Source organism: Wolbachia endosymbiont of Drosophila tristis (assembly GCF_028981745.1).
GTDB classification, from domain to species: domain Bacteria; phylum Pseudomonadota; class Alphaproteobacteria; order Rickettsiales; family Anaplasmataceae; genus Wolbachia; species Wolbachia pipientis.
In genome coordinates this window covers 1-14,794 of sequence record NZ_JAPQLN010000073.1, presented here as the reverse complement: position 1 = coordinate 14,794, position 14,794 = coordinate 1, and the positions used below count along the sequence as shown (strand labels likewise).

Sequence of the window (14,794 nt, the reverse complement as noted above, 5' to 3'; positions counted from 1 at the left end):
GGTTTAAAGTACAGCCAAGAAGATGGGTTGTAGAAAGGACTTTTGCTTGGGTTAATAGGAATAGAAGGCTATCGAAGGAGTATGATTTACTCACAACATCCACTGAGAATTTCATATACCTAGCTATGAGTAGGGTTATGTTAAAGAGGGAATATGCTTGAATTTACTTGTTTCCGGACAACCTCTTACGTTTAAGTACTCTACTATCCCTTGTAAGTCCATGATTGGCTCACTCTTAAGCTTTTCTTTCAGTACCCTTTCTAGTGTTTCCTTAACACACATAATCATTGCTACTGCAGAATCAGTTACTCCTTCTATAACTTTCAGGTCATCCATTTCTCTACCTAAAATCCTTCCTACTCCTGTATAAGTATTCACCAAATTTTTAGCAATTTCTTGAGCCTGTGGGCTTTCATGTACTGCACTTAGAAACGTTTCCATTATTTCACGATCAAGTAGTGCTTTGCCTTTGCTTTCTAATATTCTGAATTCGATTTCTTCTTTACTTTTATTCATATAATTTACCTTTCACTAACAACAAACTTTTTTTAGATATTTACTGCTGTTTTTTATCAGCATTGGCATAAAGCCATAGCTTTCGAGTGAAGTCAAATCAATTTCTCAATCTTTTTTACTTATTTTTTCATCCAAGAGTAAAGATATTAATATATACTGATTTTTTATTTTAAATCTGTTGAATTTCGCCTAAAGAGAGGCCTGTTATTTGCAAAATAATATCGGTAGAAATTCCTCCTTTCACTAAATCCTTTGCAATTTTCATCTTTTCTGCTCTTTTCACTTTTTCTTCGCAAATTTGTATGCTTTCAAACAGAGATTTTATTAGCGCATAGCGTAATTCTTGACTCTCAATTTTTTTGTATTCTTTTATTAAATCAGGTAGCTCACTTTCTACTATCTCATCTTCCTCTATGAGCAGATCTGTAATGCTAATTGATAATGTTTCTGCTATTGCATATAATTTTTCCAGTGGAATGGCCACACGTCCTTGCTCATAGTTGCTTATTTCATCACGTGTTGTATCCATTTTCTCAGCCAAATCCTTTTGAGTATACTCTCTCACCAGCCTCCATTCTTTTATCTTTTTTCCTATTTGGTAGTAGATAGAACCTGTTTTTTCTTCAACACACTCATTAGCAGAGAGGCCAATTGCTTGTGAAACAATATCAACAGAAATTCCTGCTTTAACCATACCCTTTGCAATTTTTACCTTCTCTGCTTTTTTACTACTTTTCTCACCAACTCGGGTAAATTTTGTTAGCAAGTAAAACACCTTGCGCAACTCTTGATCATTAATCGTTTTATATTTTCTTACTAGATTTAATATTTCCTCTTCTTCGTTTTTAAGGCAAATTTTTTCACTTGATACAGGAATAAGATCTATGATGCCAACCGATAACACTTCTGCTATAGCATACAATTTCTCAATCGAAATTTTACGTGTTCCTTTTTCATATTGTAGTACTACTTGATACGTTACGCCAATTTTTCCCGCTAAATCTTTTTGAGTATAACCTCGCTTTAACCTCCAGCTCCTTACTTTTTGTGCTATTTTGTACCTTATCGAGATATTTGCCATAAATATTATACAGGTTAATACTACCAAATAAAGATATACAAAAGGGATGCTTCTTTCTATGTTTGAATTTTAGTTGAATATTTCTTCACAATTGTGTATAATTATTAATGCTTTTTAAGTGGATTTCCTATGGCTCTTTCGAAGTTTCTCGATCCCAAGAATGATATATCGTTCAAGCGCATCTTTGGTACTGAAAAAAATAAAGATATCCTTATTCACTTTCTTAATGATATTCTCGGCTTTGCTGGAACAAATGCAATACAGGATATAGAGTTTTTAAGTACTATTCAAGATCCTGATATTGCTTCTAAAAAACAAAGCATTGTTGATGTTCTTTGTAGAGATAAAAATGGGCTGCAAGTGATAGTCGAAATGCAGGTCGCTAAAACTAAGGGCTTTGAAAAACGTGCTCAATACTATGCTGCTAAAGCCTATTCAAGACAGGCTGACAAAGGCGATCAATATCATGACCTTAAGGAAATTATCTTTATTGCTATAGCAGACTGTATTTTATTTCCTGATAAGTCTGAGTATAAGTCAAAGCATACCATTCGCGATGAAGATACTCATGAACATGATCTAAAAGATTTTTACTTTATATTTATTGAGTTGCCTAAATTTCCAAAAACCAAAGAAGATCAGCTTTCAAGTATTGTTGAGAAATGGGTCTACTTCTTTAAATATGCAGATGAGACTAGTGAAGAAGAGCTGGAAAAAATAATAGGTAGTGATCTAATAATTAAAAAGGCCTATGAAGAACTAAATAGGTTCAACTGGTCAGAAAAAGAATTTATTGCCTATGAACAGGAAATAAAACGTATTCTTGATGAACAGGCTGTCCTTGCTCAAAAACTTGATGATGCTACTGCAAAAGGCATCCTCATCGGACATGAAAAAGGCAGAAAAGAGAGGGAAATTGAAGTTGCAAAGAATCTACTTAAAGCAGGAGTTTCTATTGATATCATAGCTCAAACTACTGGTCTTACAGCTAATGAAATTAAAGACTTAAGCTCTTTGGATGTTTAGATGAACATCTTTGTACTAGATGAAAACCCAGAGATTGCGGCAAAAATGTTATGTGATAAGCATATAGTAAAAATGCTATTAGAAACTGCTCAGTTACTGAGTAATGTTTTTTCAATAGCATTAAAAGTGCCAAATCCTTTAGTCAGCATCACAGACCAGAATATAGAAGTTCCATATAAACTTACTCACAAAAACCACCCTTGTTCTCTATGGGCTAGACAATCCAAAGGGAACTTTTTCTGGTTAATAAAATACGGAAGGGAGCTGTGCAAAGAGTATACTTGGCGATATAAAAGAAAACATAGATCAGAAGAAGTTATAGATTGGTGTGATAGTAATAAGAATTTGCTTGTTTTTCAATCAACCGATATAAAGCCTTTTGTACAGGCGTTACCAGATCAATATAAGTCTAGTCATTCAGTAAAAGCTTACAGAGAGTACTACCTAAAAGAAAAGATGAGGTTTGCTAAGTGGGAAAAGGGTAGAGAAGTACCGGATTGGTTGCTAAGCAGAATCGTACGTCTGAAAAGCCGCAAATAAAAAGAACGCCTTAATTAGTAGAGAGGAAGGTGCATAAAAACTAAAACATCTTCTCACTTTAACTCTTAATTAGATTTGAGGTAAATCATTAAAATCTCCACTCTTTTAACTGAGTCTGATAAAATTTAAAAACGGCAGTTTATTGAATACTTTACATGATTAAACCATTAAAACTCTTCAATTTTACTGAATTGATGGTAATTTCAAGGTATTTGCTGCTCAAATTTAGATACATGCTAATTTCTCTATTATAAATACTTAAATTATAAACTATTTACTCTTTAATTTTGGTTATTAGTACTGCGATCCAGAGGTATTCCAACATCACTCACTTCAGAAGAGCAAAGTACTCTGATAATCTGGAATTTCAAAGTAAGGTCTCGATATTACTTCTTTTATAACCTAACGAAAATCTGAGTTCAGAACATAAAACCAGTCCCTTAATATAACTACTTTGCTGTTCCCTTACTATCATTTACAAAGAAGCCCTTATATTTTTCTACTAAATCTGGTCTTTTCTTCATCTATATCTCCTTCTACACCTAGAACTCTATTCGCCAATTCCCTATTCTCTAGAGAAATAAGTAATGCTCTATATCACCGTCAGAAATTAATCTGCCGCACCGAGAACTGATAGACCTTTTTATCTTTCCCATTATCTCTTTTCTTGGGGTGAGTAAAACAATATATTTTTCCACATAGTTATAAGCTGGGAACCATAAAAACAGCTTCATGATCAGCCATTTTAAAAGTTCGATCAAGTTCAATATTCCTAAGCGTTGTACTTGCCTTATATGAACAATAACATCCCAATGTAAGGAAAGTTAATGCAGTCAAAGCAAGTGAAATAGATATTCCTAAATGAGACATTGTTAAACTTGTGCCAACAGCAAATACTCCAGATAATATAAGAGAAGCAGAGGCATAAATTATTTGCTTTCTACTCTGAGCTCTTGCTTCTGAGAATTGAGATTTTACTGCTGAACTTTGTTCAGAGACTCGAGATAGGTTGCTAGTCCTTTTACTATAACCTTGTTTTACATTAACACCCACAGACTCAGTGGCAACTTTTGAATCCATCTCATCCTGGATTGATATATCAATATTTTCCGGCTGTTCATTAGCTAGAATAAGCTCATCATGCAAATTTTTTACAGAGCAAAAATGTGAGGGATCGATACTAAAGCTTTCTTCAATGCCTTCTAATCGTTTATTCTCTTCCTTTAATCGTTCTATATTTCCTCGTAATATACTATTTTCTAATAGCAATTCCTCACATTGTTTCCCTTTTGCATCTATCTCTTGTTCCAGCTTTACTAGTTTAATTGCATAGTCTTTACATAACTCAGCTTTTCCTTCCGGTATATCTGCATCCTCCACTTTTATACACGAATCTTCGGTTTCTCTTTTTGTCTTTTCCGCTCTTAACAAATACTCATAATCATCTTCTAACTCATTTATTTTTTGCATTAATCGTTGATTGTTCTCATTCAGCCCATTTATAACTTCCTGCATCTTTTCTTTTTTATTAAATAGCAATTCCTTTTCTTCTTTCGCTGTAGCAAGTTTTTCCTTAAGTTCATCATTTTCTGCTAGAAAATCTTTATTCTCTTTTTCAAGTTTATCTACTTTTTTCTCTAACTCTTGAACACTGTTATCTAAGAATTCATGCATCTTTTCCAATCCCTTCAATTTTTGTTCAAGATACATGCTTTTAGAATCACTTTGTGGTAATCTTGTACCAATATCTACGAGAATTTCTCCTACAAAATCCATAAACTTTTTGAAATGTCTCTCATGAACTATCACTTCTTCACTTAGTGTAGTATTACCCAGCTTTTCCACAATTTCTTGGATTTTTTTTAAACTATTGGATAATAGCTCCATTCGTTCAACAATTTTAGTTACTTCACTTACGTTCAATTCATCACTCAGATCTGCATTACTAGTATAATTCTCACCAGTGGTAACTAGGTTAGATGGATTGGCAGGTTTAATCGGGGTACTCGTATCAACAGAAGCTCCAAATGGCATAAACAGTGCACTTCGGCTGCTCTTAATCGATCTACCTAGTGAAGGTATATCACTATTATAAAGTGTTCTATCACCACTAGAGGCAACTTGCTCTTGTCTATAATTTGTAGAAGTTCCTGTTGGACTAGTACCATTTTTCTGATCTTCTCTACTGCTTTTATTCGTAAAGCGCTTCACTCCCATTACCCTCCTAACATTCTCTCCAAGTTCTTCTCTTTCGATTATAATACGAGATTCATTTTTTTCATAGTTAATTTTATCATATAATTGTTCACATTCTTTGTAGGACAATATTGGTTGTAGCGTCTTCTTCTTTACTTCTTCATCGTAGAAAGCTCTCAGCTTATCATTTGATAATATTGCTATAGCTTCTTTTACATCAGGATGCAATTGAGAATGCCCATTTTTGCATGAATGAACACGGTTCAGTAGAAAAATCTTAACAGAGTGTTGCTTGTATTCCATAATTTCCTCTAATGTAATCCCCATAACTTTTTCTTGTGATTCTATGTATCCTAGAGCTTCTTCAAAGTCTTGTCTGTTAGAGGTGAGAGGTTGAGCTTTTTTTAACTTTTTGATCTCACTATCTTTTGGATGCACACCATTAACTTCAATAACAGGGATAACACTTGCAGAGTCAATCGCATTTAACACAATACTACAATCATCTTGATTTTTTAGGAAAGCTTTTAGCTGTTTTTTAAAGTTCAATAAATTACTTAATTTATCTTCATTAGTTTTAGATTTTTTGATTTGATCATAAACGTTTCTGGCTGCTTGGTTATTCTCTTTATCAGTCCTTATTTTACTTTCTCACTTACCAAGGAGTTTGCTCAGTGGTTTTTTAAGTTTCTTATAATCGTTAACAAGCAGTTCTCTTATCCGTCTTTCAAAATCTCCTTTTTCTTTGAATCTCAAAACAGTATATAGATCATCTTCAGCCCTCTGCTGATCGGATTTTGTATTTACAACCATAACCTTACCTAACACTAACAGATACTGCTGAACAGAACTTAAGGGCGAAGTTAAAACACACTTAGTTAAAGTCATAAGCACTTCTCCAATTAATCTTACTAATATTCTTCTGGAAAACAACATATCTACTGACCTTATTCTTGGGAATATAAATAGAAAAAGTGCATCACCTATAGTCTCCAGAAAACCTGGTGTTAGCTGTCAAATTAAGATTTCTAGAAAATACTCAATAATTCCAGACAGATTTCTCTAGGCCTGACCAGAACGTTTGGGTATCAAATAGGTCTTTCTGGAGTAATTAGGTGTTGTAACTTAGTTACAAATTTAGTACCATAGAGTTGTTTTCATGATATAGGGAGGTTTAAATGCCAATAGAAACAAAACGTCAGGCTGAAGTGCTTAAAAAGCTACAAGATGTGATAAAACATACAGATCGTGACATTGCGGCTGGAAGAAAGTTAGCTATTAAAAGGTGGGTCGAGACCTATATAGAGTATATCAAACTTTTTAAGGATGATAAGCTGGAATTCTTATATAATGTTTTTCGAGATGAAGGTTGTTGGTTAGGTACAAGGTTAAATAATACTGTTTTAGGTCAGAAATTGACTGAAGAGAAAATAGGAGAAATCGATAACCCACTACCAAGGTATGGTATGGCATCTAGGTACTGTATAACGGGCAAGATAGGTGATTTTTTCAACAAACAGTTTGTAACCTCTAGAGGTCAATTTACTTCAGAAGAGGTAGATAGTCAAGGTAATCCGATCAGTGATCAATATGTAAGAAACATTCTGCTATCATCCATGAAGAGAAATGGTCCTGTGTTTGATTTCTGGATCGATAGAGAATCTGGGGAATTAAAGAAGTATGATGCAGTAGAAGGTTTTGACAGTACTGTAAAACTTAAGTGGAGCGAAGGGGTAGAGTATTTTTATAATCAGTTAGAGGAAAAAGATAAGGAGAAGAAGCTTACAGAAGCTATTGTTGCTCTTTCTCGTCCTCAATCTGTTAAGAGAGACGCTCCTATTTTAGATTTTTGTGTAAGGAATATAGGCGATAAAGATACTCTTTTACAGAAATTATTGCAGAAAGATAAGGGAGTATATTCCCTTCTTGCTGAATTAATAGAGTCATGTTTTTTTGATACGGTTCATGATTTGGTACAGTGCTGGTGTTATAAAGGCGTTTCAGCAGGAGGAGACTGTTCGGACAAGATATTCTCACAGCAAGACTATGAACTTTTTCTTTATTCACTTTCAAATGTGATGTTGAAAAATCCTGAGTTAAGTGTTCAAGCTAGATCCCTTATTATGGAGATTTGGAAATGTGAACGCTTTGCTGAATACAGAGAGACCTCTGTTAATACTTCTAATTATACAGTTCCTATAAAGAGTGTACTTGGGGGATTAATCATTAATTGGAAACGAGAAGATGTTTGTAAGCCCGATAGGGAAATAGAGAAAGAAGAAATATTAGATATGATTTCATTTGCCAAAGGTTGCTTTCCTGAAAAGTTTGACCTTTTTAAAGAAGTCATGATAGAAAATCTTAGAATATGTGGTAGGGAAGGAAAGAGGAAAGGTGTAGATTACGGCAAGTTTGCAGAAGAGTTATTTCTTCAGTTAGAGAAAGTAACTTTACCTTCTGTAGGTGATGGTCCTTGGAATAATTTGCGGTCTCAATCTAAGGTATCTTTGCCACTTGATGGTTCTGGTGATGGCCCACAGTCTGAGTTTGAAGCTCCTAGTGTGAGTGGTATTTCTGGTTCTCATAAGAAAAGAAGAATCTAGTCTACTCATTAATGTGAGTGGTTTTTCTGGTCTTAGCAAATAGAGAGGTGCTTTGTGTCTTTAATAAGAAGTTTAGTGGATGGAGATCTTGATGGTTTTAGACAAGAGTTTGAATCCTTTTTAGATCAATGTCCATTTTTCTTGTATCATGTAAGTACAGGACGTTTCCTTCCTGTATTCTTTTTCAGTATGTTTGCTACTGCTCATGATGCTAATATCTTAAAAGCAAATGAGAGAGTGTATTTTCGTTTTGATAATCATGGTATTGATACAGGTGGTAGAAATAGAAATACAGGGAACCTAAAAGTCGCTGTTTATCGTGACGGACAGCAAGTTGTCAGATGCTACAGTATTTCTGATCGTCTTAATAGTGATGGGTTAAGGTTCAGTACAAGGGAAAGAAATGCTCTAGTGCGAGAGATTAGAGGGCAAAATCCAAATTTAAGGGAAGAAGACCTAAATTTTGAGCAATACAAAGTATGCATGCATGGAAAGGGCAAGAGTCAGGGAGAGGCGATTGCAACAGTATTCGAGGTGATTCGTGAAAAAGATTCTCAAAGTAGAGATAGATTTGCTAAATATTCAGCGTCTGAGATTAGCCTTCTTAGGCATATAGAACGCAATAGGCTTAATGGGATTAATGCGCCTGCGCCACGCAGTTTGTTGACAGTTAAGGAAATAGGAAGTATACGACTCAATCAAGATCAGAGAGTACAGCTTGGTCATTTGGTCAATTTTGTGCAAGTTGCACCGGGTCAGCAAGGGATTTTCAGTTTTATGGAAGTGCTAGCAAGTAACCAAAGAATAAATATAGAACGTGGAATAAATGAAGGAATTTTGCCATACATAACTCGAATCTATCGTAGTTACCTAGGCAGCCTACAAAATGACATTCAAAATCGCAGTCAAAAGTTTGAGAGTCACGGATTTTTCTTAGGTTTGTTGGCAAATTTTATTCATCTCTACACAATAGATATTGACCTTGACTTGTCTCCTGGAAATTCATATGTTGCTTTTCTTATATGTCATCAGGCAGAGAGAGAAAACATTCCTATCGTTATTAATGTTACTAGATGGAGGACATCGTCTGATATTGCATTAAACCGCGCTAGAGCTGATGCTAAAAGATTACATGCTTCTTCATTTATATCTATTCACACTGAATCAAGAAATGCTGTTTGTATTGGATTAAATTTTAATCTGAATATAGATCCTTTTAGTATTGATACAGTAGAGTTTTTAGAGAATAGATTTCCTTTGGTACAAAGATTATTTGAGTGTTTGGAGGATGAAGGAATTAGAGAAAATATTAGAGATTTCTTGCTTCAACATCTTCCTAACGAAATACCAAGAAATGCAGAGAATTATAACAGAATATTTGACTGCATAACTGGTTTTGCTTTTGGGAATAGTATTTTAGAAGAGTTCAGATTAGTAAACGCAGTTCAACAACGTGTAAGAAAGTATATATTTAGATATGGTGATGAGAATCATGCTTTAACCATGGTCTTCCATACTCAAGGTTCTGATATAGTTATACTTCATATTAGAGATAACAACGCTGTACAATAAGGAGCCATCAATTTACAAGATCTTAATGTTGACGGAAATAATGTTCATGTACGGGAAGTTTCATGCACACTTAATAATCAACTTGGCCTTAATATTCATACAGATAACCTTGGTTTATATCACAATTACCAAAATAATAATGCAAATAATTTTCTTGGTGGTAATCTTGTGCAAGTGCCTAATGCTGGAAATGTGCATAATGCTTTAAATCAAGTTATGAATGATGGCTGGCAAGATAGATTTCAGCATCAAGAATTATTTAGAAACATTTCTGCAGTATTAATGCCAGAAGATACGCATGGCAATATGATAATAGATGTAAATAGCAAAGATAAGTTTCGCTCTATACTACATGGTACATTTTATGCTAGTGATAATCCTTATAAAGTGCTTGCTATGTATAAAGTTGGTCAAACATATAGTTTAAAAAGGTGGCAGGAAGAAGAAGGAGAAAGGGTAATACTTACAAGAGTTACAGAACAGAGACTAGGTCTTCTATTATTAAGACAACCTACAGCAGATACTCACCCAATTGGATATGTATTAGGATTTGCTGATAATGCAGAAGAAGTAGAACAGGAGCAAGACGAGGCAAGGTACAAAATAACAGAATTGATGAGCAAACAAAGGGGATATTTGCCTATTACTTCTGGAAATGAGGTGGTTTTGTCTTATGCTGTATTTAATAGAGGTGCACAGAGAGCAGAAGACTTTATATCTCTTCCACAACAAGCAGTGTATGTACATAGACTTGATCGTCGTGGTCATGACTCAAGACCAGAAGTATTAGTGGGACCTGAAAGTGTTATTGATGAAAATCCACCAGAAAATCTATTGTCAGATCAAACTCGTGAAAATTTCAGGCGCTTTTACATGGAAAAAAGACCAGGACAGAACTCGATTTTTTTGCTTGATATAGATGATAATCTGCACGTTCCATTTAGTTACTTGCAAGGTACTAGAGCACAGGCAATAGAAACATTAAGGTCAAGAATAAGGGGAGGTGGTACTTCTACAGCACAAGGAATATTACAACAAATAAACACTATCCTTCGTAGAAACAACGCTCGTGAAATAGAAGATGTGCATAATCTACTTGCACTAGACTTTGCAACAGAAAATCAAAATTTCCGTTATTGGCTACAAACTCATGACATGTTTTTCGCTGCACGACAATATACTTTCCATGATGATCGATCTAATCCAACTAATGATCGTCATGATTTTGCAATAACTTCAGTAGGAGTCGATGGAAATCAAAATGATCCAACAGGTAGGGACTTATTAAGTAGTAACATAGATAACTTTAAACAAAAAGTAGATTCGGGTGAAAAAGATAGATTAACTGCTATTATTAATGTAGGTAATCGTCATTGGGTTACATTAGTTATTGTCCACCAAAATGGAAATTATTATGGGTATTATGCTGATTCACTTGGTCCAGATAGTCGTATTGACAATAATATTCGAGGAGCTTTAAGAGAATGTGATATTAGCGATGATAATGTCCATGATGTTTCCGTTCATCAGCAAACAGATGGCCATAATTGTGGCATATGGGCATACGAAAATGCTAGGGATATTAACCAAGCTATTGATCAAGCTTTACAGGGAAATAGTAACTTTGGAGAGAAAGGTGAAGGTATTATAGGTTATATACGTGGTCTTCTTAGTGCAGGAATTGGAAATGACACTAGACAACCTCAAAGAAATGAACAATACTTTAGAAATCGGAGAAGAAATATTTCACAATTATTCCAAAATGATTCTCTATCTTCTCCTAGGGGTAGATTGATTCAAGGTCGTCCAGGAATTCAACATGAAATTGATCCATTACTATTACAATTTTTAGAACTCCAATATCCACAGCGTGGAGGTGGGGGAGCATTGCAATTAGGCGGAGAAAGAGTGATATCAATTGATTTTGGTCCGCAATCTGTATTGGATGAAATTGATGGAGTGAATAGAGTTTATGATCATAGCAATGGTAGAGGCAGTAGGTAGAGGTTAATAGGTGAATGAAGTATTTCTTTACTCCATATTTACGCGTTGGTTGTAATGGGTCTTTTAATTTATTTCTGCATATTTTTTTTGGGGGGTTGTTTATTAACAATAATATAGAAGATATTAATAAAGCTTTTGTCCGTAAAGCACATTCATGAGAGCGATATTTTCTTAAAATCAGCTAGCTTTAGATGCTGAAGTTGTGTACCGTTTAGAATAACTTCCTTAATTTTGGATATAAAATAATTTAAACGTAAGATCCACTGTAAAAGATAAGATTTAATTTGGAAGAAAAATTGATGTGATTAGAACTTGACCTTACATAGTATAGGAATATTTTTTATAAAAAGAACAATATCCATTTGAAATGTAAAATTATCATAAATTTTTCTTTTTGTTCTCAAATGAATTACTATTAATTTAGTATTATATATTGCTAATAACTTAAATAATCCAACCATTTCCAGCAACAAAAACCGCTACCCGTGAGAACATTTTTCTTTGGGATGGGATGGTCTACTGGCAGTTTATCGCTACTTATCCTTTTTCCCTTCTCTAGTCGATCTGCCAGGTATTCTAGTCTTTTTGCCCCTTTTCTTGATATTTCTCCGTACGCTTTTTCCTGCATTCTATAAGCTAATCTTGGTATCAGGTATTTCTTTGAGTATCTAGGCGCTCCTTCTCCATATACCTTTTTCCATATTTTCCTCACCTCTTCCAACGCTTTTTTCTCTAAATTCATTACTTTCTTTTCTATTTCTTCCTTTCTTTCCATATTTTCAGCCTCTCATAATTTCTCAAATAACTTTTCTATTCTGTCTGTTTCTTTCTTCAATACTTCAGTTACCTCTTTACTATTTTTCGCATAATCCATCGCTGTCATCCCAAATTTATCTGCTTGTTCTATTTCAGCCCCTGCTTTTATTAACTCTTCTACTATTTCCACTTTCGTTATCTAAGTGGAGAAAGTCACCTCTCCCCACTCGACTGCAGAACCGTACGTGACAGGTTACCGTCATACGGCTCCTCTGCAATTTGGTGCTTGTCATGCACACTTCCTGTGTAAAATATCGTGACAATGTCCATGTAATAATAATAAATTTTTGATCATATTATTTTTCCTATTTTGGTCTTTATGGTGTATTTCTAGAATATCATCACTCTTGAACCAAAGTTGACATTGATCACATTTGCCTTGTTGTCACTTCAACAGCTTTATTACTCTCGGTGATTTATCTAGTATTCTATTAAGACGATTCCCCCAGTAAACCCAATCACCATCGTATGGAGATTTGGTTCCTTTCACTTTGATATGTCGCTTAATAACATGATCTCCGTGTCTTATAAGATTCACTTCGTTACTTGTCATAAATCGCCAATTATCATTACCATACTTCTTGAAGTACTTTCTTTTGATCCAGCATTTTCCTTTGTTTGGGTGTTTATATAACGCCCACTTCCAAAGTTTTCTGAACATTACACTGTCAATAAGATTAAATGTTTCACTTGAAACTACACAAGAGTAATATTGACTCCATCCTCTAATAATTGGATTAAGTACTTTAATTACTATTTCTTGTGTTGCTCCCCTCAATTTTCTAATCTTATGTTTGATAATGAAATTATGCTGTTTTATAGATTCACGACTTGGTTTGATTAATAACTTGTAACCTTTCTTATTATTTCTTGTTAGGTAGTGTCTTATTGAAAATCCAAGAAAATCAAATCCTGGTTTATCCCCTTCTAAAGTATGGGAAATCCTTGTTTTTGAAGGTTTTAGTTCTAGTCCAATGATTTTTAACCATTCTTCGATTAGTACCTTTGCCTTAATAAGGATCTCCTCACTCTCATGTATAACAACAAAATCATCAGCATAAAAAATTATACTAAGAGCTTGTTGTGCCCGTTGCTGCGATGCTGTACCATACTTTCTTCTTCTATATAGAAAAAGTTCACTTTTTAATGCTTCTTTAATATATTGTTCCATACCGTGTAATGCTATACAAGCCAATAATGGAGAGATAGTTCCTCCTTGAATTGTACCACTCTTAGTTGGCTGGAAGATTCTATTTTCTATTACTCCTGCTCTCAACCATCCTTTTATTGTTTTTCTTAATGTTGGTGTGGTATTGAGTTTTTCAAGCAATGCATAGTGTTTAATATTATCGAAACATCCTGAAATATCAGCATCTAAACAATATGCTGTTTTCTGACTTAGTGCATTGAATATGGCCTTCATAGCATCGTGACAAGATCTACCAGGTCTAAAACCATAAGTGTTCGGCTCAAATTTTGCTTCCCATTCAGGTTCCAACGCCATTTTTACAAGTGTTTGTTTTGCTCGACACGATATGTGGGAATACCAAGGGGACGACGCTCCAATGGCTTGCCAGGTTTTGGTATCCAGACTCGTCTTGATGGTTTTGCTCTTCCTCTTAAATCCATAGAATTTGCTAATTGCATTCTTTCTTTTTGGTCGAGATTGGCTTTCTCATCAATACCTGCAGTCTTTTTCCCTCTATTGTCCTGTGTTACTCTTCTAACTGCGAGCATTCTTGCACTTGTCGATTTGAGTAATAATCTCTGAAGATTATGCATCTTTTTGACATCATTACATTTAGAAGCTTGGTAAATTCGTTTTTGTAGCTTAAATGAAGATTTCTCCAGCTTACGCCAAGAAATTTCATTCCATTCATACCTAACATTTTGTTGGCTCATAACATATTCACTACTACTCATAACTTTACCTTCCAAATTACAGTGTTTACGTCTGCATATCCCAAATATTACTTTGGGCGTTAGCTTCTTAAACAATCCTTCCACATAGAAGCTTACGGTTGGCTACCTGCTTATATCTAAATAAATATAAGAGCATCTATGCGGTTACTCCGTTCCATGATTTTGTTTCATGTTGGACTTAGGTTCTTACTTTTTTGCCGGAAGCTGAGAACATCCATAATCAAGTGGTAGGATCTTGATTCCTCTTTGCGCTTCTACCATTTTGGTCTATGCGTATCAACCTTATTTCGCATATTCATGTTGACGACAATTCAAACATAAGTTCCTTTCGTAACCTTATCCAACTCTGTTCGCAGGGATTTACCATAAGGTTTAGTATTACCTGCTTTTGTCTCATGCTTGCATCCCAGAAGTTGCCACTTTCTAAAATGTGAGACATACTTTATCCCTGATGTTTAGGGAAGATGGAATTTAACCACCACAAAATCACGACTTTCGGGTCGCACCCCACCATACA

General features: G+C 34.6%; 10 protein-coding genes and 3 pseudogenes. 5 read left to right on the top strand and 8 right to left on the bottom strand.

The genetic code is table 11. The features are described from left to right. Positions 1 to 161, top strand: a 161-nt coding sequence (locus OZD64_RS02885) for a transposase (protein ID WP_274999147.1), incomplete at its 5' end; no start/stop codon positions are given. On the opposite strand, the gene OZD64_RS02880 is transcribed toward OZD64_RS02885, so the two are convergent. Both OZD64_RS02880 and wmk read right to left on the bottom strand, forming a co-directional pair. Further along, positions 136 to 516 carry a hypothetical protein gene (locus OZD64_RS02880; protein ID WP_274999264.1) on the bottom strand — a complete coding sequence of 127 codons (381 nt, stop codon included), beginning with the start codon at positions 514 to 516 and terminating at the stop codon, positions 136 to 138. The genes OZD64_RS02885 and OZD64_RS02880 overlap by 26 nt on opposite strands. Before the next feature lie 169 nt (positions 517 to 685). Further along, entirely contained in the window at positions 686 to 1,597 is a 912-nt protein-coding gene (gene wmk / locus OZD64_RS02875; protein ID WP_010962718.1) for a WO male-killing family protein Wmk, read from the bottom strand. A gap of 129 nt (positions 1,598 to 1,726) precedes the next feature. Between wmk and OZD64_RS02870 the strand changes: the two genes are divergently transcribed. Both OZD64_RS02870 and OZD64_RS02865 read left to right on the top strand, forming a co-directional pair. Then, the gene (locus tag OZD64_RS02870) at positions 1,727 to 2,623 is read left to right on the top strand and encodes an Rpn family recombination-promoting nuclease/putative transposase (RefSeq protein WP_038198913.1); all 897 of its coding nucleotides are present in this window, start codon (positions 1,727 to 1,729) and stop codon (positions 2,621 to 2,623) included. After that, positions 2,624 to 3,163, top strand: a complete 540-nt coding sequence (locus OZD64_RS02865; protein WP_010082266.1) for a pyrimidine dimer DNA glycosylase/endonuclease V — start codon at positions 2,624 to 2,626, stop codon at positions 3,161 to 3,163. It abuts the gene before it with no gap. A gap of 702 nt (positions 3,164 to 3,865) precedes the next feature. Here the strand turns inward: OZD64_RS02865 and OZD64_RS02860 are convergent. After that, positions 3,866 to 5,908 carry a TomO hydrophobic C-terminal domain-containing protein gene (locus OZD64_RS02860; RefSeq protein WP_274999263.1) on the bottom strand — a complete coding sequence of 681 codons (2,043 nt, stop codon included), beginning with the start codon at positions 5,906 to 5,908 and terminating at the stop codon, positions 3,866 to 3,868. Positions 5,909 to 6,010: 102 nt separating this feature from the next. Then, positions 6,011 to 6,295: a hypothetical protein gene (locus OZD64_RS02855; RefSeq protein WP_244263358.1), complete on the bottom strand. Its 285-nt coding sequence runs from the start codon at positions 6,293 to 6,295 to the stop codon at positions 6,011 to 6,013. 242 nt (positions 6,296 to 6,537) lie between these two features. Between OZD64_RS02855 and cifA the strand changes: the two genes are divergently transcribed. Continuing rightward, the gene (gene cifA, locus OZD64_RS02850) at positions 6,538 to 7,962 is read left to right on the top strand and encodes a cytoplasmic incompatibility factor CifA (RefSeq protein ID WP_274999262.1); all 1,425 of its coding nucleotides are present in this window, start codon (positions 6,538 to 6,540) and stop codon (positions 7,960 to 7,962) included. A 75-nt stretch (positions 7,963 to 8,037) separates the two neighbouring features. Beyond that, positions 8,038 to 11,538, top strand: a pseudogene (gene cifB, locus OZD64_RS02845) (cytoplasmic incompatibility factor CifB). 517 nt (positions 11,539 to 12,055) lie between these two features. Here the strand turns inward: cifB and OZD64_RS02840 are convergent. The 4 genes and pseudogenes from OZD64_RS02840 to OZD64_RS02825 all read right to left on the bottom strand — a co-directional run. Beyond that, positions 12,056 to 12,313, bottom strand: a pseudogene (locus OZD64_RS02840) (DUF2924 domain-containing protein); the annotation flags it as partial. Positions 12,314 to 12,325: 12 nt separating this feature from the next. After that, positions 12,326 to 12,493, bottom strand: a pseudogene (locus OZD64_RS02835) (ankyrin repeat domain-containing protein); the annotation flags it as partial. Between the two features lie 246 nt (positions 12,494 to 12,739). Further along, positions 12,740 to 13,858: a reverse transcriptase domain-containing protein gene (locus OZD64_RS02830; protein ID WP_274999261.1), complete on the bottom strand. Its 1,119-nt coding sequence runs from the start codon at positions 13,856 to 13,858 to the stop codon at positions 12,740 to 12,742. Positions 13,859 to 13,860: 2 nt separating this feature from the next. Continuing rightward, complete coding sequence (locus OZD64_RS02825; protein WP_274999260.1) at positions 13,861 to 14,277, bottom strand: reverse transcriptase N-terminal domain-containing protein; 417 nt, start codon at positions 14,275 to 14,277, stop codon at positions 13,861 to 13,863. Positions 14,278 to 14,794: the final 517 nt, after the last annotated feature.

Coding starts and splice junctions, on each gene's coding strand:
- OZD64_RS02880 (WP_274999264.1), bottom strand. CDS start 516: ATGAATAAAAGTAAAGAAGAAATCGAATTCAGAATATTAGAAAGCAAA.
- wmk (WP_010962718.1), bottom strand. CDS start 1,597: ATGGCAAATATCTCGATAAGGTACAAAATAGCACAAAAAGTAAGGAGC.
- OZD64_RS02870 (WP_038198913.1), top strand. CDS start 1,727: ATGGCTCTTTCGAAGTTTCTCGATCCCAAGAATGATATATCGTTCAAG.
- OZD64_RS02865 (WP_010082266.1), top strand. CDS start 2,624: ATGAACATCTTTGTACTAGATGAAAACCCAGAGATTGCGGCAAAAATG.
- OZD64_RS02855 (WP_244263358.1), bottom strand. CDS start 6,295: ATGTTGTTTTCCAGAAGAATATTAGTAAGATTAATTGGAGAAGTGCTT.
- cifA (WP_274999262.1), top strand. CDS start 6,538: ATGCCAATAGAAACAAAACGTCAGGCTGAAGTGCTTAAAAAGCTACAA.
- OZD64_RS02830 (WP_274999261.1), bottom strand. CDS start 13,858: ATGGCGTTGGAACCTGAATGGGAAGCAAAATTTGAGCCGAACACTTAT.
- OZD64_RS02825 (WP_274999260.1), bottom strand. CDS start 14,277: ATGAGTAGTAGTGAATATGTTATGAGCCAACAAAATGTTAGGTATGAA.